23 protein-coding genes and 1 pseudogene are annotated in these 25,512 nt (G+C 71.1%); 9 read left to right on the top strand and 15 right to left on the bottom strand.

The genetic code is table 11. The annotated features are described in order from the left end of the window. Positions 1 to 79: 79 nt before the first annotated feature. The gene (locus ACI2L1_RS09835; RefSeq protein ID WP_404739008.1) at positions 80 to 1,255 is read left to right on the top strand and encodes a MalY/PatB family protein; all 1,176 of its coding nucleotides are present in this window, start codon (positions 80 to 82) and stop codon (positions 1,253 to 1,255) included. Between the two features lie 48 nt (positions 1,256 to 1,303). Here ACI2L1_RS09835 and egtD read toward each other — a convergent pair whose 3' ends face one another. From egtD to egtA, 4 genes are read right to left on the bottom strand one after another with little or no spacing between them, the layout of a single operon-like run. Further along, positions 1,304 to 2,266 carry an L-histidine N(alpha)-methyltransferase gene (egtD, locus tag ACI2L1_RS09830; RefSeq protein WP_404738796.1) on the bottom strand — a complete coding sequence of 321 codons (963 nt, stop codon included), beginning with the start codon at positions 2,264 to 2,266 and terminating at the stop codon, positions 1,304 to 1,306. Next, a complete protein-coding gene (gene egtC, locus ACI2L1_RS09825; protein ID WP_404738795.1) occupies positions 2,263 to 3,042 on the bottom strand; it encodes an ergothioneine biosynthesis protein EgtC in 780 nt (259 codons plus the stop codon). The genes egtD and egtC overlap by 4 nt, the downstream gene beginning before the upstream one ends. Then, positions 3,042 to 4,373, bottom strand: a complete 1,332-nt coding sequence (gene egtB, locus ACI2L1_RS09820; RefSeq protein WP_404738794.1) for an ergothioneine biosynthesis protein EgtB — start codon at positions 4,371 to 4,373, stop codon at positions 3,042 to 3,044. Before egtB ends, egtC begins: the two co-directional genes overlap by 1 nt. Continuing rightward, complete coding sequence (gene egtA / locus ACI2L1_RS09815) at positions 4,370 to 5,659, bottom strand: ergothioneine biosynthesis glutamate--cysteine ligase EgtA (protein ID WP_404738793.1); 1,290 nt, start codon at positions 5,657 to 5,659, stop codon at positions 4,370 to 4,372. The genes egtB and egtA overlap by 4 nt, the downstream gene beginning before the upstream one ends. A gap of 289 nt (positions 5,660 to 5,948) precedes the next feature. Here egtA and ACI2L1_RS09810 point away from each other — a divergent pair, with 289 nt between their 5' ends. Beyond that, on the top strand, positions 5,949 to 6,773 hold the full coding sequence (locus tag ACI2L1_RS09810; protein WP_404738792.1) for a TIGR02452 family protein: 825 nt from the start codon (positions 5,949 to 5,951) through the stop codon (positions 6,771 to 6,773). A 133-nt stretch (positions 6,774 to 6,906) separates the two neighbouring features. Here ACI2L1_RS09810 and ACI2L1_RS09805 read toward each other — a convergent pair whose 3' ends face one another. Next, complete coding sequence (locus tag ACI2L1_RS09805) at positions 6,907 to 7,353, bottom strand: type II toxin-antitoxin system PemK/MazF family toxin (protein WP_404738791.1); 447 nt, start codon at positions 7,351 to 7,353, stop codon at positions 6,907 to 6,909. A gap of 51 nt (positions 7,354 to 7,404) precedes the next feature. Here ACI2L1_RS09805 and ACI2L1_RS09800 point away from each other — a divergent pair, with 51 nt between their 5' ends. Continuing rightward, complete coding sequence (locus ACI2L1_RS09800) at positions 7,405 to 7,833, top strand: hypothetical protein (protein ID WP_404738790.1); 429 nt, start codon at positions 7,405 to 7,407, stop codon at positions 7,831 to 7,833. A 65-nt stretch (positions 7,834 to 7,898) separates the two neighbouring features. Here the strand turns inward: ACI2L1_RS09800 and ACI2L1_RS09795 are convergent, their stop codons facing one another. The 3 genes from ACI2L1_RS09795 to ACI2L1_RS09785 form a co-directional block, all read right to left on the bottom strand. Continuing rightward, the gene (locus ACI2L1_RS09795) at positions 7,899 to 9,374 is read right to left on the bottom strand and encodes an SPFH domain-containing protein (RefSeq protein ID WP_404738789.1); all 1,476 of its coding nucleotides are present in this window, start codon (positions 9,372 to 9,374) and stop codon (positions 7,899 to 7,901) included. A gap of 133 nt (positions 9,375 to 9,507) precedes the next feature. Beyond that, positions 9,508 to 9,726 carry a hypothetical protein gene (locus ACI2L1_RS09790; RefSeq protein ID WP_253266726.1) on the bottom strand — a complete coding sequence of 73 codons (219 nt, stop codon included), beginning with the start codon at positions 9,724 to 9,726 and terminating at the stop codon, positions 9,508 to 9,510. A gap of 26 nt (positions 9,727 to 9,752) precedes the next feature. Next, a complete protein-coding gene (locus tag ACI2L1_RS09785; protein ID WP_404738788.1) occupies positions 9,753 to 11,177 on the bottom strand; it encodes an amidase in 1,425 nt (474 codons plus the stop codon). Positions 11,178 to 11,368: 191 nt separating this feature from the next. On the opposite strand from ACI2L1_RS09785, the gene ACI2L1_RS09780 reads away from it, so the two are divergent. Both ACI2L1_RS09780 and ACI2L1_RS09775 read left to right on the top strand, forming a co-directional pair. After that, positions 11,369 to 12,748: a glycoside hydrolase family 43 protein gene (locus tag ACI2L1_RS09780; protein WP_404738787.1), complete on the top strand. Its 1,380-nt coding sequence runs from the start codon at positions 11,369 to 11,371 to the stop codon at positions 12,746 to 12,748. 506 nt (positions 12,749 to 13,254) lie between these two features. Then, a complete protein-coding gene (locus ACI2L1_RS09775) occupies positions 13,255 to 14,706 on the top strand; it encodes an MFS transporter (RefSeq protein WP_404738786.1) in 1,452 nt (483 codons plus the stop codon). On the opposite strand, the gene ACI2L1_RS09770 is transcribed toward ACI2L1_RS09775, so the two are convergent. After that, entirely contained in the window at positions 14,707 to 15,483 is a 777-nt protein-coding gene (locus ACI2L1_RS09770) for a TetR/AcrR family transcriptional regulator (protein ID WP_404738785.1), read from the bottom strand. 338 nt (positions 15,484 to 15,821) lie between these two features. Between ACI2L1_RS09770 and ACI2L1_RS09765 the strand changes: the two genes are divergently transcribed. Then, on the top strand, positions 15,822 to 15,965 hold the full coding sequence (locus ACI2L1_RS09765) for a hypothetical protein (protein ID WP_404738784.1): 144 nt from the start codon (positions 15,822 to 15,824) through the stop codon (positions 15,963 to 15,965). A 75-nt stretch (positions 15,966 to 16,040) separates the two neighbouring features. Here ACI2L1_RS09765 and ACI2L1_RS09760 read toward each other — a convergent pair whose 3' ends face one another. After that, complete coding sequence (locus ACI2L1_RS09760; protein ID WP_404738783.1) at positions 16,041 to 17,018, bottom strand: ABC transporter substrate-binding protein; 978 nt, start codon at positions 17,016 to 17,018, stop codon at positions 16,041 to 16,043. A gap of 221 nt (positions 17,019 to 17,239) precedes the next feature. After that, positions 17,240 to 18,103 (bottom strand): hypothetical protein, encoded by an 864-nt coding sequence (locus ACI2L1_RS09755; RefSeq protein ID WP_404738782.1) that lies wholly within the window; start codon positions 18,101 to 18,103, stop codon positions 17,240 to 17,242. Positions 18,104 to 18,784: 681 nt separating this feature from the next. On the opposite strand from ACI2L1_RS09755, the pseudogene ACI2L1_RS09750 reads away from it, so the two are divergent. The 3 genes and pseudogenes from ACI2L1_RS09750 to ACI2L1_RS09740 form a co-directional block, all read left to right on the top strand. Next, a pseudogene (locus ACI2L1_RS09750) lies at positions 18,785 to 19,150 on the top strand (amidohydrolase family protein); the annotation flags it as partial. A gap of 101 nt (positions 19,151 to 19,251) precedes the next feature. Next, on the top strand, positions 19,252 to 20,268 hold the full coding sequence (locus tag ACI2L1_RS09745; RefSeq protein ID WP_404738781.1) for a LacI family DNA-binding transcriptional regulator: 1,017 nt from the start codon (positions 19,252 to 19,254) through the stop codon (positions 20,266 to 20,268). 289 nt (positions 20,269 to 20,557) lie between these two features. Next, entirely contained in the window at positions 20,558 to 21,997 is a 1,440-nt protein-coding gene (locus ACI2L1_RS09740; protein ID WP_404738780.1) for a GH1 family beta-glucosidase, read from the top strand. A 156-nt stretch (positions 21,998 to 22,153) separates the two neighbouring features. Here the strand turns inward: ACI2L1_RS09740 and ACI2L1_RS09735 are convergent, their stop codons facing one another. From ACI2L1_RS09735 to ACI2L1_RS09720, 4 genes are all read right to left on the bottom strand, one after another. Continuing rightward, positions 22,154 to 23,350 carry a globin domain-containing protein gene (locus ACI2L1_RS09735; RefSeq protein WP_404738779.1) on the bottom strand — a complete coding sequence of 399 codons (1,197 nt, stop codon included), beginning with the start codon at positions 23,348 to 23,350 and terminating at the stop codon, positions 22,154 to 22,156. 69 nt (positions 23,351 to 23,419) lie between these two features. Continuing rightward, positions 23,420 to 23,863 carry a nitric oxide-sensing transcriptional repressor NsrR gene (nsrR, locus tag ACI2L1_RS09730; RefSeq protein ID WP_404738778.1) on the bottom strand — a complete coding sequence of 148 codons (444 nt, stop codon included), beginning with the start codon at positions 23,861 to 23,863 and terminating at the stop codon, positions 23,420 to 23,422. Positions 23,864 to 23,926: 63 nt separating this feature from the next. Then, positions 23,927 to 24,907, bottom strand: a complete 981-nt coding sequence (locus tag ACI2L1_RS09725) for an aldo/keto reductase (RefSeq protein ID WP_404738777.1) — start codon at positions 24,905 to 24,907, stop codon at positions 23,927 to 23,929. Between the two features lie 285 nt (positions 24,908 to 25,192). After that, positions 25,193 to 25,504: a hypothetical protein gene (locus ACI2L1_RS09720; protein WP_404738776.1), complete on the bottom strand. Its 312-nt coding sequence runs from the start codon at positions 25,502 to 25,504 to the stop codon at positions 25,193 to 25,195. Positions 25,505 to 25,512 lie beyond the last annotated feature (8 nt).

The following is a 25,512-nucleotide window of genomic DNA, read 5'->3' as shown; positions in this document are numbered from 1 at the left end:
CCCCAGGCGACGGCGGAGCGCGAGTGGTCCGCCGGTTCACCGAGGGGCGGACGCCACCTATCTTTGGCCCATGGACGGTATGCCGTGTGACATTCCTGCCTCCGCCGCCGCGAACCCGTTGCGCCAGCTCTCCTTGGCGCAGCTGCGGCAACGCACCAGCATGAAGTGGCGGACGTATCCGCAGGAAGTACTTCCGTTGTGGGTGGCCGAGATGGACGTCCCCCTCGCCGAACCGGTCGCGCAGGCGATCCGGGACGCGGTGACACTGGGAGACACCGGATACCCGGCCGGGACCGGGTACGCCGAGGCGCTGGCCGCCTTCGCGAGCAAGCGGTGGGACTGGGACGGGCTCGCGGTGGAGCGTACGGCGATCGTGCCGGACGTGATGCTGGGCGTCGTCGAGATGATCAAACTGGTCTCCGGGCCGGGGGATCCGGTCGTCGTCAACTCGCCCGTGTACCCGCCGTTCTACCAGTTCGTCGAGAGCATGGGCCGGCAGGTCGTCGAGGCGCCGCTCGGCGCGGACGGCCGGATCGACCTCGGCGCGCTGGAGGGGACCTTCGGGCGGGTCCATCAGGGCGCGGACCGGCCCGTGTACCTGCTGTGCAGCCCGCACAACCCGACCGGCACCGTGCACACCGCCGACGAGCTGACGGCTGTGGCGGCGCTGGCGCAGGCTTACGGCGTGCGGGTCGTGGCCGACGAGATCCACGCGCCGGTCGTGGCCCCGGGCACGGTTTTCGTGCCCTACCTGAGCGTTCCAGGCGCTGAGAGCGGGCTGTCGCTGCTGTCGGCCTCCAAGGCGTGGAACCTGGCCGGGCTCAAAGCCGCCGTGGCGGTCGCCGGGCCCGACGCGGCCGACGACCTCGCGCGCCTGCCCGAGGAGGTCGGTCACGGCCCCAGCCATGTCGGCGTCATCGCCCACACCGCAGCACTGCGGGACGGAGGTGCCTGGCTCGACGGCCTGCTCATGGGCCTCGACGACAACCGTCGGCTGCTGGCCGGGCTCCTCGCCGAGTCCCTGCCCGCCGTGCGCTACGAACCGTCCCAGGCCACCTTCCTGGCCTGGCTGGACTGCCGCTCACTGGATCTGGGCGACGATCCGGCTGCCGTCTTCCTGGAGCGCGGCAAGGTCGCACTGAACTCCGGCATCCCGTTCGGAACGGGCGGCGCGGGCTTCGTGCGTCTGAACCTCGCGACGAATCCCGAGCTGATCACCGAGGCGGTCCGGCGGATGGCCGCCGCACTGGACTGACACCGGCGAGGGGGCCGGGACGAACGGCCCCCCTCGCCGGCCCGCCTTCTACCGCACCACGCTCAGCGACAGCGCGAACCGTCCCTCACGGTCCGTCCACCAGTGGGTCAACTCCAGCCCTGCGGCGGAGAGTTCGTTACGGACGCCCTCCTTGCGGAACTTCGCCGAGATCTCGGTGTGCAGCTCCTCGTCCGCCGCGAAGTCGACGGCCAGACCGAGCGCCGGGACCTTCACGGTCTGTTCCTTGCGGGAGCGCAGCCGCATCTCGATCCACTCGTTCCCGGCGTCCCAGAGCGCCACATGGTCGAAGGCGTCGGGATCGAAGTCGGCGCCGAGCTCGCGGTTGACGACGGTCAGGACGTTCTTGTTGAACGCGGCCGTCACTCCGGCCGCGTCGTCGTACGCCCTGACCAGCACGTTCTCATCCTTGACCAGGTCCGTGCCGAGCAGCAGCGCGTCACCGGGGGAGAGCAGCGCGCGGACGGAGCCGAGGAACGCGGCCCGCTCGACGGGGAGCAGGTTGCCGATCGTGCCGCCGAGGAAGGCCAGCAGGCGCGGGCCCGGCGCCCCCGGCAGGGTCAGCCCGGCCGTGAAGTCGGCGATCAGCGCGTGCACGCTCAACTCCGGGCGCTGGGCGATCAGCGCGTGCCCGGCCTGGGTGAGTGCGCTCTCGCTGACGTCGACCGGGACGTAGGTGTGCAGCCCGGTCAGCGCGTCGAGCAGATACCGGGTCTTCTCCGAGGAGCCGGAGCCCAGCTCGACCAGGGTGCGGGCGCCGGTCGCCGCGGCGATCTCGCCGGACCGCGCGACGAGGATCTCCCGTTCGGCGCGGGTGGGGTAGTACTCGGGCAACTCGGTGATCTGCTCGAAGAGTTCGCTGCCATGGGCGTCGTAGAACCACTTCGGCGGCAGCGTCTTGGGCGTGTGCGTCAGGCCCTTGAGGACGTCGGCGCGCAGGGCGGCCTCGGTGGCGTCCTCGGGCAGGGTGCGGGTCAGCAGGAACGGACTCACGTGCGGGGCTCCTCGAATGGTTCCACGGACGGTTCCTTGAGCGGCGTGAGCAGCACATCGGTGCGGCTCGCCGCGAGCAGTGTGCGGTCGGGGACCTCCTGCCAGTGCGGGTTGTCGTCGTACGGCTCGGAGGCCACGACCGTGCCGAGGCCGGGCCGTTGGAGATACCAGAGGGTGTCCCCCCAGGCGGTCGCGGCGATGGCCTCGCCGTTGGTCAGCAGGAGGTTGAGCCGGGAGCCGGGGGCCGCCTCGGCCACCTCCAGGACCGTGTCGGCCAGTGCCTGCCCCTCCTCGTCGCCGCCCCGCAGCCGGTTCAGGACCAGCGCCCACACGAACGCCGAGTCGTTGCGGGCCTCCATGGACAGCAGGTCCGCCGGGGGCAGCGAGGAGGTGAGCGGGGCCAGGGAGTGCGGCCAGCCGGCGACGGCGCCGTTGTGGCTGAACAGCCAGGGGCCCGAGGCGTACGGCGCCGCGGCGGCCTCGGCGTCGGCGCCCGCCAGGGTCGCGTCCCGGACGGCGGCCAGGACCGCCGTGCTCTTCACGACCCGTGACAGATCGGCGAAGGACAGGTCGGCCCAGATGGGCCCGGCCCGCCGGTAGCGGGCCGGTGCCGGGTCGTCCTCGGCGTACCAACCGACCCCGAAACCATCTGCGTTGACCGTGCCGTACCGCTGCCGTCGGGGTGCCCACGACTGGCGGTACAGGCTGTGCGGGGGGTCCACGAGGAGTCTGCCGAGCGGTTCCTCGGGTCCCAGGTAGGCCAGATGACGGCACATCAGACGGCTCCCGAGGAACGGGCCGTGCGAAAGCCGGAGAAGATCTGCCGCCGGATCGGGTAGTCCCAGTTGCGGAACGTGCCCCGGCAGGCCACCGCGTCCACGGCGAACGACCCGCCGCGCAGCACCTTGTGGTCGGGGCCGAAGAACACCTCCGAGTACTCCTTGTACGGGAACGCCTGGAACCCGGGGTAGGGCTCGAAGTCGCTCGCCGTCCACTCCCACACGTCACCGATCAACTGGCGTACGCCGAGCGGTGATTCGCCCTCCGGATAGCTTCCGGCGGGGGCAGGGCGGAGGTGGCGCTGACCCAGGTTGGCGTGCTCCGGCACCGGGTCGGCGTCGCCCCACGGGTAGCGCATGGAGCGGTTGCCGGCGGGGTCGTGCCGGGCCGCCTTCTCCCACTCCGCCTCGGTGGGAAGCCGCCGTCCGGCCCAACGGGCGTAGGCGTCGGCCTCGTACCAGCACACATGGACCACCGGCTCGTCGGGCGGCACCACCTCGGTGACTCCGAAGCGCCTGCGCAGCCACTGCTTGCCGTCGCGGCTCCAGAACAGCGGGGCGTGGATGGAGTGTTGGCGGACATGGGCCCACCCGGCCGGGGCCCACCAGCGCTCGTCGTCGTAGCCGCCGTCCTCGATGAACGCCTGGTACTCGGCGTTCGTCACCGGAGTCGTGTCGATGTGGAAGGCGTCCACCTCGCGCCGGTGCGCCGGGCGTTCGTTGTCCAGCGCCCACGGCTCGTCGGAGGTGCCCATGGTGAACGGGCCGCCGGGGACCAGGACTTCGGCCGGTCCCGTGAACAGCGGGGCCGGTTCCGGGTCCGGGGCGGTCAGGGCCTGCGGGCCCTTGCGGAGCTGATGGGTGATCAGCATCGTCTCGTCGTGCTGCTGTTCGTGCTGCGCGATCATCCCGAAGGCGAACCCGGCCTCGGTGAGCCGGGTGCCGTGCAGCGTGCTGCCCTCCAGGATGTCGAGGACCCGCCCGCGCACCTCGGCGGCGTAGCGCCGGGACTCCGCGGGCGACAGCAGGGGCAGGGTGGGGCGTTCGGAGCGCGGGTGCTCGAAGGCGTCGTAGATGCCGTCGATCTCGGGCCGTATCGCCTCCTGCCCGCCGACCGTCCGCAGCAGCCACTGCTCCTCCTGGTTGCCGATGTGGGCGAGGTCCCACACGAGCGGCGACATGAGGGGTGAGTGCTGGGCGGTCAGGTCGGGGTCCTCGACGCAGCCGGTGAGGAGCGTCGTACGGTCCCTGGCGGTGACCAGCGTGGACACCGCCCGCTCACGGAAGGTCTCGGGGTCGACGGAGGGGTCGACTGCGGGGTCGGTCATGTGCGGATTTCCTTCCCGAGCGAACCGTGCGTGCGGTCCAGCAGATCGTCGGCGGGGCAGCGGCCCCGGATCACATAGCGGTGCAGATACGTTTCGACGGCCTCCGTGACCTCCGTCGTGGCGCCGAGCCGGGGCAGGGCCTCCAGGGCCGCCGCGAAGCACGCGATCGCCGCCTCGTGCAGCTCGGGGTCGGCCAGACCGTACCGGGCCGCGTCGATCCACAGCGGATTGTGCGGGGCGGGCAGGGACAGGGTCCGCTCGGCGAGCGGCTTCACCACCCGGTAGGCGGTCTCGGCGGCCTCCGGGTCGTCGAAGAGCGCGGCCGCCACGGCGAGCGGCACGATCCAGCCGTTCTCGCCGGGCTGGGCGTCGATCATGCGCAGTTCGAGATGACCGCGAGGTCTGACCGGCGGGAACAGGGTCGAGACGTGGTAGTCGAGATCCTCCCGGGTCGGCTGCCGGGGCACCCCCGACCTGGCCCACTCCCGGAAGGTGAGCCCCTCCGGAACGTCCCAGGGCCCGCTGTCCCGCCGTATGCACATCACCGGCGCGTCCAGGACGTGCCGGGCCCAGGCGCTGCGGGCGTCGGTGTGCAGGTCCGGGCCGCCCGCCCGGCCCTTGCCGATCTCCGTCCACAGCAGCTGGCGGGTGGAGAGCCAGCCGGTGGGCTCGGAGCCGGCGAGGGGGGAGTTGGCGAAGGCCGCGACCAGGACCGGGCCCAGCTGGTGTGCCAGCGACCAGCGGCGTCCCAGGCCCAGTGGGCCGGGCTCCTCGTGGCCGGCGTCCACGCACACCTGCACGGAGGCCGAGGTGCACATCATGGCGCGCCCTGCCGGGCCGGTGCGGTCGAGGCAGGTCTCCAGGGCGTCGTAGCGCGGTTCGTGCAGAAATCTGCGGGGCGGGTGCCAGGGGTCGTGGCCGAGGCCGACGAGGCCGAGGCCGTGCTCGGCGAGGGCCGCCCGTACGGCGGCGAGATCGGCGGAGACGGTACCGATGCACTCCATCAGGGAGTCGGCGGGCTGAGAACTCAGCTCCAGCTGACCGCCTGGTTCGACGGTGAGCGCCGACTTCAGGGGCACGGTCCGCAGTGCGGCGTAGGCTGCCGCGAGTCGTTCGGGTGTCACGGGGAGCCGCGGCCTGCGCAGCTCGTGGACGAGCCATTCCACTTCGACCCCGATGCGACGGGGCGGGCCGGTCTTGAAGCAGATACCGCGGACCAGGGCCTCCAGCTCGGCTTCGGGAAGCGACGTACGAGGCCTCGTACAGTCGCCCAGAGAGTCGGACATGTCGGGATCCTCCTGAGATTCCACCATGCCACCGGCCCGGGGATCAGGTGGGTCGGACCGGCAACGCTCGTCCCACCCAAGACCCTCGTGCCGTTCCGCACAAGGGGGCACATCCATGCATTAGGGGCTGTGGATCTCCGTTTCCCCGGGGTTTTCAAGGCGTTTTCCGGCTGTGTCGATCCCCGGAAACTCTGTTGCACCGCATCCCCAGCATCGCCCACGATTCCTGCATGGGCACAACGGGGGAGACCGCGCGGCGTGCGGTCATGGCGTTTACGGGGGTAGCGCCATGAGCGCGCGTCTGCGCGGTATCGCGCAGGAGACGGAAGAGATCGTGGCGGCGGGGCGGTATCGCGCGCCGGACGGGCGTGAGATCTCCGTGGCCGCCGGGATCGAGGCGGCCCGGGCGGGGACGCGGATGTACGGTCCGGGGCCCGTTGAGGTGCTGCCCGTGGCTCCTGTGGACACGTTCTTCGAGGTCACGGGCGAGAGCAGCCTGGAGGCGGCCCGTCGGCTCGGCGGGCGGACAGCCGTCCTGAACTTCGCCTCGGCGCGCAATCCGGGCGGCGGCTATCTGAACGGCGCCCAGGCCCAGGAGGAGGCCCTGTGCCGGGCTTCCGCGCTGTACACCTGCCAGCTCCGGGCCCGGGAGTTCTACGACCATCACCGGACCCACCGTGATCCGTTCTACACGGACCGGGTCATCCACTCACCGGCCGTGCCCGTGTTCCGGGACGACCGCGGCCGCCTGCTGGACTCACCGCACCTGGTGGGTTTCCTGACCGCGGCGGCCCCGAACGCCGGGGTGGTGCGGCGGACGGCCCCCGAGCGGGTCGCCGAGCTGCCGGGGGCCCTCGCGGTGCGGGCCGAGCGGGTGCTGGAGGTGGCCGCGGCCCATGGCTACCGGCGACTGGTGCTGGGAGCCTGGGGGTGCGGGGTGTTCCAGAACGACCCCGCGCGGGTGGCGGGGGCGTTCCGGGCGCTGCTCGGTTCCGGCGGACGGTTCGCCGGGGCCTTCGAGCACGTGGTGTTCGGGGTGCTGGACCGCACACGGGGCGCGGTGGTGCGGGAGGCGTTCGTACGGGCTTTTGGGGAGCGACAGCTTCAGACGTGAGGGCGGTGCCTCGGCTCTCGGCTCTCGGCTTTCGGTCGGCGTGGCGGCCGATGCGGGCCGGTGCCATCGGGCCCGGTCATGGCGTGCGGCTCGACGCGGCCCGGGGTGGCGCCCGCCCGGTCGGCTCCGGCTGTCAGGTCCAGCCGTACCGCTCGTGCAGCCGCTGCCTGACCAGGTTGAACCGACCCCGGTCCAGGGCGCACGCCTCCCGGCGCATGCCCTCCTCGTGGAGGCGCAGGACACGGTCGACGTCCACCCAGGAATCGCGCCCGGACTTGTCCCAGGGCCCGCTGCCGATCGCGACCCACTCCCGGTCCCCGTCGTGCCGCTTGCTCGACAGCTGGACGGCGAGGAAGGTGCCGCCTGCCTCGCGGGCGACCACGAGCACGGGACGGTCCTTGCCCCGCCCGTCGTTCTCCTCGAAGGGCACCCAGGTCCACACGATCTCCCCGGGGTCGGGGTCGCCGTCGTGCGCGGGGGAGTACTCGGTGCGCACCCTGCCGACCTCGCGGGGGTCGGCCTCGGTGGTGGCGGTGGCGCCGAAGCGGCCGGGGACGTTCTCATCGGTAAACGCAGTCACGTCGGAACCTTAAGGCCTGGTCCGAACCGGGGGAGAGGTACGGTCGGTTGGATGAACGCGACGGCGAGTGCGACGGCGACCGCGGCCACCTTCGTGTGGCTCGGGATGGTGCTGGCGATCTCCTTCCTGGAGGCACCGCTGAAGTTCCGCGCCCCTGGCGTGAGTGTCCGGATCGGCCTGGGGATCGGGCGGCTGGTCTTCCGGGCGCTGAACGTCGTGGAGTGTGTGCTGGCCACCGTGGTGGTCGTGGCGGTCGCCGCCGGTGACGCACCGGGCCGGGCCGTCGCGTGGACCGTGGCCGCGGTGGTGCTGCTGGTCGGTCAACTGGCCGTGATCCGCCCCCGCCTGAACCGGCGCTCCGATCGCGTCCTGGCCGGCGAGGACCTGCCCCGCTCACGCGGGCACCTCTTCTACGTCGCCTTCGAGGCCGCGAAGGTCGTCGCGCTGCTCGGTCTGGGTGTCACGCTGCTCGCGCGGTGAACGCGGGCCGTCCGGGGCCCCCTTCTCCAAGGGCCCCGGACGGACTCCCCTCTACTCCTGGACCTTTACTCCTGGACCGGAACCTTCTGGACGGGCGGCGACGCGACCCCGTTGAGCGAAGTCCCGTTCGCGGTCTGCCCGTTCTGGTTCATCGACGCAAGGAGCTGACGCGCCAGACCCAGTCCGGTGCCGCCCATGGTGAGCGCCTTGGCGAACATGTCCGCCATGCCGTCGGCACCGTTGAGCACCACCATGTTGTCGACGTTGCCGAACGCGGACGCGCCCGCCTTGACGATCTCCGGCCAGTTCTCGGCGAGTTGCTGGGCGACGACCGCCTCCTGGTTCTCGGCGAGCGCGGCGGCGCGGGCCTTGATGGCCTCCGCCTCCGCGAGCCCCTTCGCCTTCGCCGCCTCGGCCTCCGCGAGACCCCTGGCCTGAGCCGCCGCTGCCTCGGCCTCACCGGTGGCCCGGGTCGACGCCGCCATGGCCGTACCGCGGGCCTTGGTCGCCTCGGCCTCGGCACTCGCGGCCGCCTTGACCCGGGTGGCCTCGGCCACCGCGGCCAGTTCCGTCTCCTTCGCCTTGGCCTCGGCCCCGGAGATCCGCGCGTCGCGCTCGGCCTCGGCGAGCGTGCGCTTCTCATAGGCCTGGGCGTCCGCCGGCTTGCGGACGTCCGCCTGGAGCTGCTGCTCCCTGCGGTGCGCCTCCAGCTCCGCGACCCGGGTCTCCTGGACGACGACCTCCTGCCGGGCTCCGGCGTCCGCGAGCGGACCGGCCTGCCGCGCCTTGGCGGCCGCCTTGTCCCGCTCGGCCTGGTACCCGGCCTGGAGGATCTCGCTGTCCCGGGTGGCCTCCGCCATCCGCGCGAACGACTGCTGCTCGGCCTCGGTGGCCAGCCGGTTCGCCTCCGCCTGGGCGATCCGCGCGTCCCGCTGGACGGCGGCCGCGTGCGGCATCGCCAGGTTCTGGATGTACCCGGTCGGGTCCTCGATCTCATGGATCTGCAGGGAGTCGACGATGAGCCCCAGCTTCTCCATCTCCGTGCCGCAGGCGGCCCGGGTCTGACCGGTGAGCTTCTCCCGGTCGCGGATCATGTCCTCGACGGTCAGCCCGCCGACGATGGACCGCAGATGACCGGCGAACACGTTGTGCACCCGCTCCGACATCAGCTTCTGCTGGTCGAGGAAGCGACGCCCCGCGTTGGCGATCGACACGAAGTCGTCGCCCACCTTGAAGATGACCACGCCCCGCACCTTGAGCGGAATGCCCTGGTGGGTCACGCAGTCCACATGCAGTTCGGTCTCGTTCAGGTCGAGCGAGAGCTTGCGCACCGCCTGCACACCGGGCAGCACCAGCGTGCCGCGCCCGGTGACGATGCGGAATCCCATCCCCGCTTCGAGCCCCTCCGTCTTGTGGTTGGAGCCCGAGATGATCAGTGCCTCGTTGGGCTCCGCGACACGCCACATCAGTTTGAACAGACCGATCACAACGGCGATGGCAGCGACTGCCACCCCCGCAACGACGCCGACGATCATCGGCATACGCCCCCTTTGCATGGTGCCCTTTCGGCACCGAACGAAGGGAGTGTGCGCCTGTTCGAGACCCGGGTGAAGACGTTGACGAATCCTTGTCGAAACCTTGATACACACGACTCTCACCTGCGCGTCAACAGGCTCAACTGTCGTATGCCGCCTGCACGTAGACCGTTCTCGGCGGCAGGTACTCCACCACCATCACCACGGTCCCCCGCTCGATCCGGTCCGTGCCGGAGGCGGGGTAGGCGAGGAAGTGCTCGGCACCGCCCCGCACCCGGACGATCACCTCGCCGACGAGGCCCGGCCCGACCGTCCCCGTGACCCGCCCCATGAGCCCGACCATCGACGCATCGTCCATGGTCACAGGGTACGGGCGGAACGCCGTCAGGCGGCGGGGGAATCCACGGCCGCCTGCCGGGGCGGCCACGACTCGTGCCAGCGCAGCTCCGTCTCCAACTGCGCCGCAAGCGACAGGAGGAGCGGTTCGCTGTGCGCGGGTCCGAGCAACTGGGCCCCGACGGGCAGACCACCGCCGACGAATCCCGCGGGGACGTTGACGCCGGGCCACCCCAGCACGTTCCACGGCCAGGCGTACGGACAGGCCGCGATCATCGCCCGGTCGGTGGCGAGCCCGCCCAGCTGCAGCATCGCCCCGATGCGCGGCGGGGGAGCGGCCGTGGTCGGGGCGAGGACGACGTCGTACGACGTGAAGAACCCGCCGATACGGCGGTGCAGGACCGCCTCCGCGCGCCGGGCCGCCCGCAGCGGGACCCCGCCGAGCAGTCCGCCGAGCCGGGCCGACTCGCGGGTGCGGCGGTCGAGGAGCGCGGGGAAGGGCGCTTCACGGACCCGCTCGGCGAGGCCGACGGTGGCACGTGGGATGAAGGTGAGCCCGATCTGGCCGTACGGCGGATCGGCCTCCTCGACCGTGTGCCCCAAGTCGGCGAGTTTCTCGGCGAGTTCGACGACCCGTGCACGCACTTCCGGCTGGAGCCGGGCGGGCAGCGCGGTGAACGGCGGCTTCAGGGCGAGCGCGATACGGAGTCGGCCCGGGTCGCGGCCGACCGCCGCGGAGGCGTCGACGGCGGGCGGGCGATGCGGGTCCAGGTCGTGGTTGCCGCTCGCCGCGTCGAGGAGCAGGGCCGCGTCGGCGACCGTGCGGGCCAGTGTGCCGTTGACGGTGATGCCCTGGAAGGACTCGCCGCGCGGCCAGGTGGAGATACGGCCGCGCTGCGGCTTGATGCCGACGAGATGGGTCCAGGACGCGGGAATCCGTACCGAACCCGCCCCGTCCGAGCCGAGCGCGGCGGGCACGAGACCGGCGGCGACGGCCGCGGCGGACCCGCCGGACGAGCCGCCCGGCGTATGCCCGAGGCTCCACGGGTTGCGGGTCGCCCCGAACGCGGGCCCCTCGGTGAAGGGCCACTGCCCGAGCTCGCAGGTGTTGGTCTTGCCGACGATCACGGCGCCGGCCGCCCGCAGCCGCCGTACCGCCTCGCCGTCCCTGGCGACCGCCGGGAACTCCCCCTGACAGCCGAACGCGGTGGGCTCGCCGGCCACGTCCATGTCGTCCTTGACGGCGACGGGCACTCCGAGCAACGGTTTCCGCACCCCGGCCGCAAGTTCGGCGTCCGCGGCCTCGGCCTCGGTGAGGGCGGCTTGCGTCCGTACGATCCGGAAGGCGTTGAGGGAGCCCTGGGAGGCCTCGATCCGCGCCAGGGTCTGCTCGACGAGGGCCAGGGCGGTGACCTCGCCGTCGGCCAGCGCTCGGGCGGTCGCCACCAACCCTGCGGAACGCTCGTACGTCATACGGGGACACCTCCGGCTACGGACCGAGCAATCTACCGAACGGTAACGTCGGAAAGCGCTTCGACGAAACATGATGGTGCGCAAGGGGATTGACGTGTTCCGGTCACCGCCTTACCGTCTGACCGACTTTCCGAACTCTGTTCGGTATGTCGGACATTAGAGCCGACTTCTTTTTCGAGGGAGAGCCGCCCGTGACCTCACGACCCCCCACACCCTCCCGGCGTACCCTGCTGCGCGCGATGGCGGCCCTGCCCGCCTCGGCCGTCCTGCTGGGTGAACTGCCCGGCTCGGCCTTCGCCGCCGCCCCGCCGAGCGGTTACGCGACGCGGTACACCGTCGTGCCCTTCCTCAACAGCAACGACGGCACCGTGAACGTCTACCAGTCCGACGACGCCACGGACTTCCGGCTGCTCAAGTCCTCCGCCTACACGCCGCCCAGCAACAGAATCCGCGACGCGAGCGTCTTCAAGCACACGGACGGCTACTACTACGTCACCTACACCACCCACACCTGGCAGGACGTCAGCACCACCATCGGCTTCGCCCGCAGCTCCGACCGGACCAACTGGACCTTCCTGTACGACTACACGGTCCCGATCGCCAACCTGTCCCGCGCGTGGGCACCGGAGTGGTTCGTCGACAGCGACGGCAGCGTGAACGTCATCGTGTCCTGCTCGGTCACCAGCGACGAATGGATCTTCACGCCGTATCTGCTGAAGGCGAGGAACTCGGCGCTCACGGCGTGGAGTTCACCGGTGGCGCTTTCCGGCATCGGCTCGAACCACATCGACACGTACATCGTGAAGGTCGGCTCGACGTACCACGCCTTCACCAAGAACGAGACGGCGAAGTACATCGAGTACGCGACGGCGTCGTCCCTGACGGGGCCCTACACGATCTCCAGGACGGGTGACTGGGCGGGCTGGGGCAGTTACCGCGAGGGCCCGTCCGTGATCCAGCTCGACAACGGCGGCTGGCGGATCTTCTTCGACGGTTACGGCGACGGGAACTACTACTACAGCGACAGCTACGACACCTTCGCGACCTGGTCGGCCCCGACCGCGCTGCCGGTCGTCTCAGGCACGGCCCGGCACTTCACGGTCATCAAGGAGACGGTGTCCGGCGGACCTTCGCTCGCCAAGAACGTCACGCGTTCCTTCCAGTCGGCCAACTACTCCACGCGCTACTGGCAGACGCAGTCCTCGCTGCTCAACCTCCCGGTGGTGACCGGCTCCAGCACGTCGGCCGAGAAGACGGCGTCCACCTTCACGGTCGTCGCGGGCCTCGCCGACTCGGGTGGCTACTCCTTCCGCGACTCCTCCGGCAACTACCTGCGCCACTGGGACTTCCGCGCCCGCTTCGACGCCAACGACGGCACATCGACCTTCGCCAAGGACGCCACCTTCATCGCCCGCACGGGCTCGTCGTCGGGCTCGATCCGCTGGGAGTCGTACAACTATCCCGGGTACTACCTGCGCCACTACAACTACCAACTCCGGGTCGAGCGGACGGACGGGACGGATCTGTTCCGGCAGGACAGCTCGTTCGTGCCGGTGACTGCCTGGGCCTGAGCCGCGGCTTCGGGCCCGCTTACGCCCGGGACCGGTTCCCGGTGGGTTCGGCGAGAGGCGGACCGGGACTGGTCGGTGCGGTGGAGAAGGTTCCGCCAACTCGGCTGTGCATTCGATGAGTTGACGGCAGGAGGGGATGGCCCACCGTCGTGCGCACAGCCCGGCCGCAGCCGCCAGCCCGGTGAAGTCGGCGAGCGAACGCTCCCGTCCCCCGAGCGTGACCAGCATGCTTCGTCGCCCCAGGGCCTGGGTGCAGCGTTCCCGGATCTCCGCCGCCCTGCGCTCCAGTCGTGTCGGTACGCGAGAGAGCAGGTAGGCGTCCGCGCCTCAGGAGAGCGGATCGACCACGTGGGCCGCCTCGTCCCAGGCGCACCTTGACGGTCCCGAGGTGGGCCGGCAACGGGAGTGAGTGATCGTCCTGGCTTGAACATTATCTTGTGGACAGTGTCCGCAAGCTCGTAGCCTGCCGGAGAACGGACAGTCGCACCAGACCCCGAGGACGTGACGTGACCGCCCAGCAGACGCACGTGGACAGCCCGAGCGGAGCCGGATCGGAGGGACGGGCCGTGGTGGCCGCGCTGCTGGTCGCGGCCTGCGGCGCCAGCCTGGCGCAGACGGTCGTGGTCGCGGCCCTGCCCAGCCTCCAGAGCGACCTGGGCACGTCATCGACCGGCGTGGCGTGGGTGCTCACGTCGTTCATGCTGGCCAGTGCCATCTCCGTGCCGATCGCCGGCCGCCTCGGGGACGCCCGCGGCTACCGTCGGGTGCTGGTGGGCTGCCTGAGCTCGTTCGCGGTCGGCGCGCTGGTCGCGGCACTCGGCACTCATCTCGGCTCCCTCGGAGTGCTCGTCACCGGGCGGGTGCTCCAGGGCGTGGCGGGCGGTGTCTTCCCGCTGGCGATGGGCATCGTGCGGACGTCCGTCCCACCCGCCCGGATCCCGAGGGTGGTGGCCGTGCTCAGCGCGATGTTCGGCGTCGGCGGTGCGGCCGGCATGGTGATCGCCGGGCCGCTCGTGGAGGCCTTCGGCACGGAGTCGCTGTCCTGGCTGACCCTGGCCCTCGCGATCGTCGCGCTCGCCGGAATCCGGTTCCTGCCGGCCGGCAAGGGGGCATCGGGCGGCCGGATCGACCTCGTCGGTGCCGTGATTCTCTCGGGTGCTCTGGTCTGCCTGCTGCTGGCGATCAGCGAGGGCAACACCTGGGGCTGGGAGTCGGCCGGAATCCTCTCCCTGTTCGTCGGCGCCGCCGTCCTGCTCGCGGCGTTCGCGGTCGTCGAACTGCGGTCCGCGGACCCGCTCATCGACCTGCGGCTGCTGAAGGTGCGTGCGTTCGCCGCGGCCAACCTGATCGCCTTCATCATCGGTGCCGCGATGTTCGGCTCGATCACACTGATCCCGCGCTTCGTCGAGACGCCCGAGGCCGGAGGGTACGGCTTCACTCTGTCCGCCGCAGGCGCGGGCCTCGTCATGCTCCCCGTGGGCGTCTTCACCCTGATCGCGAGCCCGCTGTCCGGCCGTCTGACCGAGCGGTTCGGGCCCCGGGTGCCGATGTGCGCCGGCGCCGGCTGTGCCGCGGTGGCCTTCGCCTGGCTCGCCGTCGCCCACGGCAGTGTGTGGGACTTCTGCCTGACCGGTGTGCTCGTCGGGACGGGCTACGGTCTGGCGTTCGCGGCCCTGGGCAATCTGGTGGTCGCCTCGGTCGAGCCCCGTCACACGGGCGTGGCGGTCGGTGTGAACACCATCGTCCGTACGGTCGGCGGCGCCCTCGGCGCTCAGATCGCGTCAGCGCTGCTCGCGGCCTCGCCGTCGCCCAGGATCCCCGCCCTGCCTGACGTCGCCGGTTACACCCACGGATTCATCCTGTTCGCGCTCGTCGCCGTGGCCGCGCTCGTCGCCACGCTCGCCATGCCGCGCCGGGGTGCCGCGCCGGCATCGGAAGCCGAGCCGGCGCGGTCCTGATCAGGCAGTCGCAGGCGGGCTCGGCGGCTCGCACAACGGGCAGCCGAGAGGATGGTCGTCCTCCTGGCCGGTCACGGCGGGTGTGGAGCCGTGGGAGCGCTCACGGCGTTGCGGGGCGGAGCGCAGGCCGCCGATGAGGAGCTCGACCTCCGTCTCGTAGATCTCCTCGGCGGTGACGGTCTGCAGATGTGGACCGACCTCCCGCAGCCGAGGCCAGGCCTGCGGAGGGTGTGCCATCGCGGCGGCGGTCATCCGCTCGGCCCGCTCGGGGCTGGTGAGCGTGGAGTTCAGCTCGCGGTGGACGCGGCCGACCAGGACGTCGATGACGGACTGGTAGTAGCGGGCCGCCCAGTGGGCGTCGAATCCCGCGTCGTCGAGGATGGCCAGAATCGCCTCGGTCAGCTTCAGGACACTGGAGCCGCGATTGCCGCGGGTGACGATCAGGTCGGTCAGACCCTTGTAGGCCAGCAACTGGGTGCGCATCGCCCGGGCGAGCGCACGCAGCCGCTCCTCCCAGGTGCCGTCATGGGCCTCCGGCACCGCCAGATCGCGGTCGGCGATGGCGTCGGCCACCATGTCGAGCAGATCGTCCTTGTCGGAGATGTGGCGGTACAGCGCCATGCGGGACACGCCGAGCCGGTCCGCCAGCCGGCGGATGCTGAGAGCCTCCAAGCCCTCGTCACGGGCGATGGTGAGCGCGGCCACCACGATCTGATCGCGCTTCAGCGTGCCCCAGGGCAGCGGGGATCGGGATGGTGAACGTTCCTGCCGGTCCATGAACGGGAACGTACCGGACCTGCCCGCCCGGGGTGGCCTCGGGGCATGCGGGGGCCGGTGCGCGCCGGAACCCCGGTCGGGGAAATGTTTCAAGGTGCAACTTGCGAACGGCGTCCACGTCTCGTGCATTTGCTCGCATGCGAACGGCTCGCCAGCGTCTCCGAGTTGAAACGGCGCTGTACGCCCCTGGGTGTGCGCCGGGCCGGGAAGCTGGTCAAGGCGGCGCCACTGATCCTCGGTTGCCCCGCCGCCGCGTTCGACGGGGTGGCGGCTGCCGAGGACTGGGCGAGGGGACGTCCGCACCCGCACGCCCCGGTCGCGGAGGAGAGGGGCGGCTCGTGCTGATCGCGACAACCGCCGCCTGTGTGGCGGTCGCCGGGTGGATCCGCCGCCTGCGCGGGCGCCGTAGGAACGCGGCGGAAGCGCAGGCGGTCCATCTGTCTCCCGAGGCCACCTCGACGCAGGCGGCGCCACCGCTCTGAGACCGCGTCACCTCGGCAGGCCGTCACCGCCCCGGTGCGTGCCGGGCGGGCTGACAGGCGCGACGGTCGAGGGAGTCACTGGAACAGCGCCTTCGGGTCGGGCTTGGCGTCGCCGAAGAGGCCGTCCTGTTCACCGAGCGAGGCCAGCTTCTCCACGGAGGCCAGGTTGGTCTCGGTCGGCCACAGGGGGAGCGTGAGGTTCTTCAGCACCGTCGCGTCGATCTTGGTGTAGGTGGTGGCGGCCTGGCGCGCCTCGTCCTGGTGCGCGGAGGCGTAGGTGAGCGACTCGGCGACCGCTTCCTTGAACCGCTTGACCAGGTCGGGGTTCTCCTGCGTCAGCTTGGTCGAGGTGAAGTACGTCGCCAGGGTGAGCTCGGGGTCGGTCTCGGCGAACGGTGCCGTCACGGAACGGGCGCCCTGGGACCTCGCGATCGTCTGCGCGGGCTCGCCCATCCAGGCCGCGTCCACCTGGCCACCGGCGAGAGCGGCCGGCATCTGGTCGAAAGCCATCTCCACGAACTTGACCTTCGACGGGTCGCCGCCGTCCTTGCGGACCGCCTCACGCACCACGGTGTCCCCGATGTTCTTCAGGGTGTTGACCGCCACGGTGTGTCCCGCGAGTTCCTTCGCGGACTTGATGGGGCTGTCCTTCTTGACCATCACGCCCGTGACGTCGGTCGTGGTGTTTCCCGTCGTGGTGCACGCGTTGATGACCGACTTGACCGCGATCCCCTTGGTCTGGGCGAGCATCAGCGAGGTGGGGTTGCTGAACCCGAACTGGAACTGGCCGCTCACCACGCCGGGAACGATCGCGGCGCCACCCTGGGCGCTCACCATCGCCAGATCGATGCCGCGGCTGCTGAAGAAGCCCTTCTGCTTCCCCAGGTACAGCGGTGCCACATCGACGATCGGGACGATACCCACCTTGACCTCGGTGGTCTTGCCGCTGCCCGAGGCGGACGCACCGCTCGTCGAGTCGGACGAGGATCCACATCCGGCCGCACCGACGATCGTGACCACCGCTATCGCAAGCCCGGGAATGCGCCGTCGCATAGGGCTCCTCCTGACAGAAGGGTGAATGAGGGCGAGTCAGTTTGGTTGACCTTGCGCTGTGTTGAGCGAAAGCAGGCCTCAGCGGCCTCGCGGCGAACGTGATGTTGCGCACGTTATGGACGGCCGCAATCTACATGCCTACCTTCACGGTGTCATGCCCCCGGACGCAAGAGAGCGCGGCGAGACCCGTTCTTCCGGGTCTCGCCGCGCTTCCGCCGTGATCAGCTGATGCAGAGCAGGTTGAGCACACACAGGCCGGTGGGCTCGGTCGCCGACGACGAGGGGGTCGTCTGTGAAGCGGAGGAGCTGTCGGTGGCCGTCGTCGTTGTCGTGGTCGTCGTGGTGTCCGTGGCCGTGGACGAAGGAGTCTGCTTCGTCGTCGTGTCGGTGGTGCCGACATCGGTCGATACCGACGTCGAGAGCGTGGCCTGCGACTGGGACCGCGACCGTGGGGCGGCCGTCGCGGTGGGCGCCGGGGAGGCGGCGGAGTCCGTGTGGACCGACGACCGGGTCGTGGTGGACGCCGAGTCGGCCGTCCGCCGGTGCGAGCCGGCCTTGGTGGCGGGCGTGGTCGTGGCGGCCTGGTGCGCCTCGGCCGGAGTCGACACCGTGGGGGTGTCGTCCGAGGTCGGCAACTCCGCCATGCCCATGGACCGGTTGTCCGGCGAGGTGGCCGCCTGGGGTCGCGCACCGGACTGCTGGCTCATCGCCGAGACGGTCAGGCCACCGCCCACGAGGGCGACGGCGGTCGCGACCACGGCCTTGCGCTGGTTCTTCTTCCAGCGGGCGCGCTGGCGTCGCCGCGCCGCCCGGCCCTCCGGCGCGACCGGCGCGTCCGCCACGTCGTCGGACGGGAGCTCGGGCGAGTCGGCCACGGCCGCCGGGTCCTCGTAGTGCCCCGCGTCGTGCCGGATGGGCGCTTCGTCCCATGCCGCGGCCGCCGACACACCCGTCGTGTGGATCTGGACGGGAGGAGCGATGTCGGGGGCGTAGGCGCCGCATCCGGCACACGCCAGGGCGCCGTTGAGATGCCGACGGCACGAGGAGCAGTAGTCCATCTGGTCTTCCTGAGTCGACTGCACCATCGGCCCTATGGCCGTGGCCGGTCTCGTTCGCACGGAGGATCGAGCCGGAGGCAAAAGTAGCGAGGCTTTCGAAAGTCCGTGTGCAGCCTGTGTGATGCTCCTGCGCAGATGTCCGAGGGGCGAGGTGGGAGTCAAGGCCCTACGTCGCATTCGCGCCCCTTGTCCGCCGTACGGCACCCGGCCGGTGCTTCCGTCGGCCGGGTGCCGTCCAACGTGGGCCCCGTCGCGACGAGTTGGCCGTGGCGGGCGTGAGCGTGAGCCCGCGCTCCACGTTCTCCCGACCATCCCGGGCCAGTCATGACGCGCGTGGGCCGGTTGTGCGCGGAGGCGTGCCATGCGAACTCTCCGGCGATCGCGCAGCCGCCGGCCACCGTGTCACGGTCGAGAGCGAACCCCGAGCCTCAGGTGCCGTCGAGGGCGCCCAGGTCGACGGTGGTGCACTGCCGTCGAGACGGTGGCTCCGGGGCCTGGGTGAACGCGGAGCCCCGGGCCGAGTCCGAGGAGGGCGTCCGAGCCCTGTGCAGGCTCAGCGCCCCGGCGCCCTCGCTGGCAGCGCCTCCAGCAGGAAATCCACCGTCTCCTCGAATGAGCTGTCCGCCATGCCGGGCAGCCCCTGGGGTTCGGCCGTGAGCGCCGGGTACGTCTGCGGGTCCAGGTCCTGGTGGACGTCCCGCCACGCCCGGTGATCGGCCGCGCGCGGGTGCCGCCCCGGCCGCCGGCAGCGACTGGCCGGTCGGCAGCCCCGACCCGCTCCAGGCGACCCATGTCGCCGTCAACCGCATCGCACCCGACGCCCCCGGCAACACCCCGGAGTTCCTACCGGACCAGCGACTCGACCTGGGCACCGCCATCGCTGCGTACACGGCGGGCAGCGCCCAGGTGAACCGCCTCGACGACATCAGCGGCAGCATCACCGTCGGCAAGTCCGCCGATCTCGTCGTACTCGACCGGGATCCGTTCGCGGGTCCGCCCGAGGAGATCGCCGGCACGCGGGTCCTCCAGACCTTCGTCGAGGGACAGCGCGTGCACACGGCGCGGGACGCCTGAGCCCACCGGTCGTGGACTTCGGCGGTGGTGTGAACGCCTGTGACAGTATCGGCGGTGGGCGAGAGGCCGCCCGGGGAGTCGAGGGCGGAGGAACGAGGTTCATGGACCGGCCGCCAGGCATGATGGACGTGGCCCGGGAGGCGGGCGTCTCGCACATCACCGTCTCCCGCGTCGTCAACGGCCATCCGTCGGTCCGGCCGGAGACCCGGACCCGGGTCGAGGCGGCGATCCAGAAGCTGGGCTACCGCCGCAACAGTGTCGCCAGGGCCCTCAAGAGCCGGCGTTCCTCGACGATCGGTGTGGTGATCGTCGGCTCGGAGCTGTTCGAGCTGCCGCGCATTCTCCTGGGCGTGGAGACGGCCGCCAAACAGGCCGGTTACTGGGTGAGCCTGGCCAGCCGGCAGGGCGAGAGCACCACCGCCGACCTCATGGAGACGCTGCGACGGCTCACCGACCAGTCGGTGGAGGCGATCGCGGTGGTCGCCGACCGGCCGGTCGTGGTGGAGGCACTGGCCGGGCTCTCCCTCGGGGTGCCGGTGGCGGTGGTGATGTCCGGCAGCGGGCCCAACCCCGTTCTGGGCTTCGTCGAGGTCGACCAGGAACTCGGCGCCCGGCTGGCGGTTCGCCACCTCCTCGGCCTCGGACACCGGCATATCGCCCATCTCACCGGCGCACTGCGCACGTTCGACGCCCGGGCCCGCGTCGACGGCTGGCAGGCCGAACTCACCGCCGCCGGAGCGGAAGGCGCCCTGCTGGAAGGCGACTTCAGCGCCGAGAGCGGATTCCGGCTCGCGCACCGGCTCTGCGCGGACGGCGCGGGCCTGCCGACCGCGGTGTTCGCCGGAAACGACCAGATGGCCATGGGTGCGCTGGCGGCCTTCGCGGAACGCGGCGTGAAGGTACCGCGGGACGTGTCACTCGTCGGTTTCGACGACATGAAGGGCGCCGGCTACCTGGTGCCCGCCCTGACCACGGTCCGACAGGACTTCGCCCACCTCGGCGGCAGCGCCATCGAACTCCTGGTGCGGATGCTCGGCGGAGAGCAGCCGGAACGGCAGAAGCTCACACCGGAGCTCGTCGTACGACACAGCACCGCCCCGCCGCGTCCGGGTTCCTGAAACCAGGGTCATTGCTGGACAGCCGTGTACTCGAACCGGCGCACCAGGGACCGGAATCCCGGGATGGAACGCGAACGACGACGTGACCAGGTGGTAGTCCTCCCCGGCCCGGCAGATCGAGGGGTCCGGATGGCTGCCGGCGAGAACGGGGTCGGAGAAGGTCGGCACGGGGCGATCTCCGGGGCGGGCGGGGCCGTAGCGGGATTCGTCGGGGCGGGGAGCCTGGCGGCTTGTTAACGTTAACATCTCTGATGCGACCCACAACCCCCAAGGCATGGGAGAGATACGCATGGCCACCACGGACTCTCAGCAGCCCGCGTTCCCCGCCCACTTCCTCCTCGGGGCCGCTACCGCCGCCTACCAGATCGAAGGCGCCGCCACCGAGGACGGACGCGGTCCCTCGATCTGGGACACCTACTCCCACACACCGGGCAGAACGTGGAACGGCGACACCGGTGACGTCGCGGCCGACCACTACCACCGGCTCGATGACGACCTCGACCTCATGGCGTCCCTGGGCCTGCGGGCCTACCGGTTCTCCCTCGCCTGGCCGCGGATCCAGCCCACCGGCCGGGGCCCCGCCAACCCCAAGGGGCTGGACTTCTACAACCGCATGGTCGACGGACTGCTCGACCGTGGCATCACCCCCGTGGCGACCCTCTACCACTGGGACCTGCCCCAGGCCCTGGAGGACGAGGGCGGCTGGACGAACCGCGAGACCGCTTTCGCCTTCGCCGACTACGCACGAGTCGCCGGCGAGGCTCTCGGCGACCGCGTCGCGATCTGGACGACGCTGAACGAACCGTGGTGCAGCGCCTACCTCGGCTACGGATCCGGCGCCCACGCCCCCGGCCGCAGCGACGGTGCCGCGGCACTGACCGCCGTCCACCATCTCAACCTCGCCCACGGCCTGGCCGTTCAGCAGCTCAGGGCGGTCACCACCAACGATCCGCAGTACTCCGTCACCCTCAACTTCCACGTCCTGAGGGGCGAGGGCGAGGGTGCCGACGAGGCCGTACGCCGTATCGACGCGCTGGCCAACCGCGCCTTCACCGAACCCCTCCTGCGCGGTCACTACCCGCGGGACCTCGTCGAGGACACCGCCGCCGTCACGGACTGGGCGCTCGTCCAGGACGGCGACCTCGCCCGGATCCACCAGCCGCTGGACCTGCTCGGCGTCAACTACTACGCCACCACCACCGTCCGACTCTGGGACGGTGTGACACCCCGTCAGAACAATGACGGACACAAGGACATGGGCGGCTCGCCCTGGCCCGGCTCACCCGACGTCGAGTTCGTCGCACAGGACGGTCCGCACACCGCCATGGGCTGGAACATCGACCCCGACGGACTCGAAGAGCTCCTCCTGGACCTGCACGCCCGGTTCCCGGAGCAGCCCCTGGTGATCACCGAGAACGGCGCGGCCTTCGACGACGACCTCTCCACCCGCCCCGACGGCAGCCGCGCCGTCCACGACCCCGAGCGTGTCGACTACCTCCGTCGCCATCTCACCGCGGCCCACCGTGCGCTCCTCGCCGGCGTCGATCTGCGCGGATACTTCGCGTGGTCACTTCTCGACAACTTCGAATGGGGCTACGGCTACGCGAAGCGCTTCGGCATCGTCCACGTCGACTACGAGACCCAGCGCCGCACGCTCAAGGACAGCGCCCTGTGGTACCGGGACCTGGCGGTGACGGGCAGCATCCCCTCGCAGCCACCCCAGGGATAGGCGGCCCGCAGCCCGGCGGGACCCGCCCGCCGGCCGTGGGGTCTTGGGGGACCCGGGCCCCAATCCATGGGCGCGCTGCGCGGAACCCGGTGGGGGTGAGTGGTACGGCCGTAGTAGGTGACGTCCTCCGGGGTGACGGTCCGTGGCGTCGGTCGGCTATTCGGCGCCGAGCCAGAGGTCGGGGCCGAAGACCTCGTAGTGGACGGCGTGAGCAGGCAGGCCGCGGTGGAGCAGATCGCCGCGGACCGCGCGCATGAAGGGGAGCGGGCCGCACAGGTACGCGGTCACGCCGTCGGGCAGGTCGAGAGAGTCCGGGTCGGCCAGACCGGCGGACGCCTCCGGGGTGCTCTCGCCCAACTCCTCGTACCACAGGTGCAGTTCGGCGTTCGGGAGTGCTTTGACGAGTCGGCGCTGTTCGGCGCGGTGGGCGTGGTCGGCCACGGTGCGGTCGGCGTGCATGACGATCACCGGGCGGGTCGAGCCCGTGGCGGCCAGGTGGTGGAGCATGGACAGCATCGGGGTGCTGCCGATCCCGGCGGACGCCAGGAGCAACGGCCCGTCGTCGTCGGGGAGTACGAGGTCGCCGAACGGCGCGGAGACGGTGAGCGTGTCATCGGGGCGGGCGTGCTCGTGCAGCCAGGAGGACACCTCGCCCGCGGGGCCGGCGTCGGCACGGACGCGCTTCACGGTGATGCGCCAGGTCGGGTCCTTCGGTGCCCCGGAGAGGCTGTACTGGCGTATCTGGCGGGCGCCGTCGGGGAGTTCGGTGCGGACGCTGACGTACTGGCCCGGGCGGAAGGCCGCCGCCGGGGTGCCGTCGGCGGGGCGCAGGACGAAGGAGACCGTGTCGGGGGTCTCCTCGTGCCGCTCGACGACGTCCATCCGCCGCCAGACCTCGCCCTCCGGGGTGCCGGAGTCCTGGTAGAGACGGGTTTCCAGGGCGATGAGGGCGTTGGCCATCAGCCAGTACACCTCGTCCCACGCGGCGGCCACCTCGGGGGTCACCGCGTCACCGAGGACTTCGCCGATCGCGGCGAAGAGGTGCTGGTGGACGAGTTTGTACTGCTCCGAGGTGATGCCGAGCGAGGCGTGCTTGTGGGCGATCCGCGCGAGCATCGTGTCCGGCCGGCACCCGGGGTGTTCGACGAGCAGTGTCGCGAACGCGGCGATGGAGCCCGCCAGCGCCTTCTGCTGCTCCCCGTTGGCCTGGTTGCCGCGGTTGAACAGGTCGCGCAGGAGCTCGGGTCGGTCGTCGAAGAGCCTGGCGTAGAAGTTCGCGGTGATCTCGCCGATGGCGGCACCGACGACGGGCAGCGTGGCGCGGACGACAGGGGCGGACTGCTCGGACAGCACGAGGTCTCCTTAATTGGTAAAAGATCTTCGCATTTAATGGTGCGGGATGCCGGGGGTGGCGGGGGCCGCTCACTCGGGGCGGTGGCCGGTCAGTCCGACGAGAACGGGTCCGGTGGGGGAGCGCACCAGATCGGTCACCGTGAGGGGGTCGAGCGCGGCGTAGAAGGCCTCCTGTGCGTCGCGCAGCGCTCGGCGCAGTCGGCAGGCCGCGCGCAGCGGGCAGGGGGGATCGCCCTCGCAGGCGACGACCTCCTCCTCGCCTTCCAGCTCGCGCACCAGCCAGCCGACCGAGGCCTGTCGGCCCAGTTCGGTCAGGGTCAGTCCGCCGCCGCGGCCCCGGCGGGCCTCCAGGACCCCGAGATGCTGCAGACGGCTGATCGCCTTCGCCATGTGCGCGGTCGGCACGTCCATGGCCTCCGCCACCTCCCGGGTGGTCGGCGACTCGTCCCGCGGGGAGACCGCCAGGCGCATCACGGCGCGCAGCGCCAGGTCGGTGAACTTCGTCAACCTCACGAAAGGGAGGCTATCAAATACGCATACTGGATGCGCATTAAATGAACTCGGTGGGTGTGAGGGTCACATCACAGGCGCCCGCTCGTCCAGAAGCCCCTCGCCGCGCAGGTCTTCCCACAGCCGTGCCGGGATCTCCGTGCCGAACGCGGCCAGGCTGCTGTGCACTTCGTCCGCCGTGCGCATGCCGACGACGATGCCCGCGACCGCCGGGTGCCGCAGCGGGAAGGCCATCGCGAGCTCCGGGAGGCTCACACCGTGGGCCTCGCAGACATCCGCGAGGCGGTGCGCGCGCTCCAGCAGCCGCGGTGCGGCCGGGGCGTAGTCGAAGGTGGCCCCCTCGGTGGGGCGGGCCGAGGCGAGCAGGCCCGAGTTGAAGACGGACGCCGCGAGCACCGAGACGCCCCGCTCCACGCACGCGGGGAGGAGTTCGTCGAGTGCGCTGGTGTCCAGGAGCGTGTAGCGGCCGGACAGCATGACGACGTCGACGTCTGTCTCCTCGACCAGCCGGGTCAGCTTGCCGGGGTGGTACATCCCGGCACCGATAGCGCCGACCACGCCCTGCGCGCGCAGTTCGGCGAGGGCCGGGTAACCGTCGCGCAGCGCGTCCTCGAAACGGTTTTCCGCGTCGTGCAGGAACAGCACGTCGACGCGGTCGACGCCCATCCGCTCCAGCGAGTCCGCCACACTGCGCAGGACGCCGTCCCGCGTGAAGTCCCACACCCTGCGGTGGGTGGCGGGCACCGAGAAGCTCTCGTCCGTACGGCCCGCCGGGTCCTGCGGGACCAGCAGCCGGCCGACCTTCGTGGACAGGGTGAACCCGTCGCGCGACTTGCTCCGCAGCAGCGCGCCGGTGCGGCGCTCCGAGTGGCCGATGCCGTAGTGCGGAGAGGTGTCGAAGTAGCGGATCCCGCCGTCCCAGGCCGCCTTGAGGGCACCCGCGGCGGTCTCGTCGTCCAGTGGTGCGAAGAGCCCGCCGAGCGGACCACCACCGAAGCCCAGCTCCGTGACGTGCACGTCGGCCTTGCCGAGACGGTTCCGCCTCATCCACCGTTCCCCTCGCCGGGTCCACATCGCGCGATCATCCTGCCGCGTCGGGCGCGGGCCGGCCAATGGATTTCTCGCCCCGAGCCTCTCTTCGGCCTCAACTGCGGGCCACTCAGCGGGACATGGCGTCGTCGGGGTGTCGGCCGTGCTCCCACGCTCCGGGCGAACGGGTGCTCCGGCGGGAGCGGTGGCCCGGTCCCCGGGTCGGTTCCTCCTGCCGGAGCGGCGTTCCTCGGGCGCCATGAGCGCGGCACACGTCCCCAGTCCAGCCGGCCGTGGGCCCCGTCAGTCGGAGGCAGGCAGCGGCTTGGCGCTCTTCACGACCAGCGGGACTCCGCCCACCGCGAGCGTGCCCGCACCGGGCCTGGTGCACAGCAGCTCGACCGTGTCGTCCTCGGTGGCGTACCGCTTGCCCAGCAGCGTTCCGTCCGACTGCCCCGTGGTGGTCGGCCCTTGAGGCGTGACCTCCAGCTGAGCGGCATCGACCATCGGTGAGCCTCCGCAGGTCACCTGCTGATCGCCTGCCGACCAGCGGACGACCACGACACTCGTGCTGTCCACTGTGCTGGCGAGCATCATTCCGATCCTCGGTTTCATGGCGACTC

This window comes from Streptomyces sp. NPDC019531 (assembly GCF_044903305.1).
Classification (GTDB): Bacteria; Actinomycetota; Actinomycetes; order Streptomycetales; family Streptomycetaceae; genus Streptomyces.
Note: the sequence above shows the minus strand (reverse complement) of the source record. Positions and strands in the feature narration are given on the sequence as shown.

Bases quoted from the DNA above. Each gene is read 5' to 3' on its own strand.
- ACI2L1_RS09790 (WP_253266726.1), bottom strand. From the start codon at position 9,726: ATGGACGATGCGTCGATGGTCGGGCTCATGGGGCGGGTCACGGGGACG.
- ACI2L1_RS09755 (WP_404738782.1), bottom strand. From the start codon at position 18,103: ATGGTGCAGTCGACTCAGGAAGACCAGATGGACTACTGCTCCTCGTGC.
- ACI2L1_RS09745 (WP_404738781.1), top strand. From the start codon at position 19,252: ATGGACCGGCCGCCAGGCATGATGGACGTGGCCCGGGAGGCGGGCGTC.
- ACI2L1_RS09720 (WP_404738776.1), bottom strand. From the start codon at position 25,504: ATGAAACCGAGGATCGGAATGATGCTCGCCAGCACAGTGGACAGCACG.
- ACI2L1_RS09800 (WP_404738790.1), top strand. From the start codon at position 7,405: ATGAACGCGACGGCGAGTGCGACGGCGACCGCGGCCACCTTCGTGTGG.
- egtA (WP_404738793.1), bottom strand. From the start codon at position 5,659: ATGTCCGACTCTCTGGGCGACTGTACGAGGCCTCGTACGTCGCTTCCC.
- egtC (WP_404738795.1), bottom strand. From the start codon at position 3,042: ATGTGCCGTCATCTGGCCTACCTGGGACCCGAGGAACCGCTCGGCAGA.
- ACI2L1_RS09740 (WP_404738780.1), top strand. From the start codon at position 20,558: ATGGCCACCACGGACTCTCAGCAGCCCGCGTTCCCCGCCCACTTCCTC.
- ACI2L1_RS09795 (WP_404738789.1), bottom strand. From the start codon at position 9,374: ATGCCGATGATCGTCGGCGTCGTTGCGGGGGTGGCAGTCGCTGCCATC.
- ACI2L1_RS09725 (WP_404738777.1), bottom strand. From the start codon at position 24,907: ATGAGGCGGAACCGTCTCGGCAAGGCCGACGTGCACGTCACGGAGCTG.
- ACI2L1_RS09810 (WP_404738792.1), top strand. From the start codon at position 5,949: ATGAGCGCGCGTCTGCGCGGTATCGCGCAGGAGACGGAAGAGATCGTG.
- ACI2L1_RS09770 (WP_404738785.1), bottom strand. From the start codon at position 15,483: ATGGACCGGCAGGAACGTTCACCATCCCGATCCCCGCTGCCCTGGGGC.
- ACI2L1_RS09835 (WP_404739008.1), top strand. From the start codon at position 80: ATGCCGTGTGACATTCCTGCCTCCGCCGCCGCGAACCCGTTGCGCCAG.
- egtB (WP_404738794.1), bottom strand. From the start codon at position 4,373: ATGACCGACCCCGCAGTCGACCCCTCCGTCGACCCCGAGACCTTCCGT.
- ACI2L1_RS09760 (WP_404738783.1), bottom strand. From the start codon at position 17,018: ATGCGACGGCGCATTCCCGGGCTTGCGATAGCGGTGGTCACGATCGTC.
- ACI2L1_RS09785 (WP_404738788.1), bottom strand. From the start codon at position 11,177: ATGACGTACGAGCGTTCCGCAGGGTTGGTGGCGACCGCCCGAGCGCTG.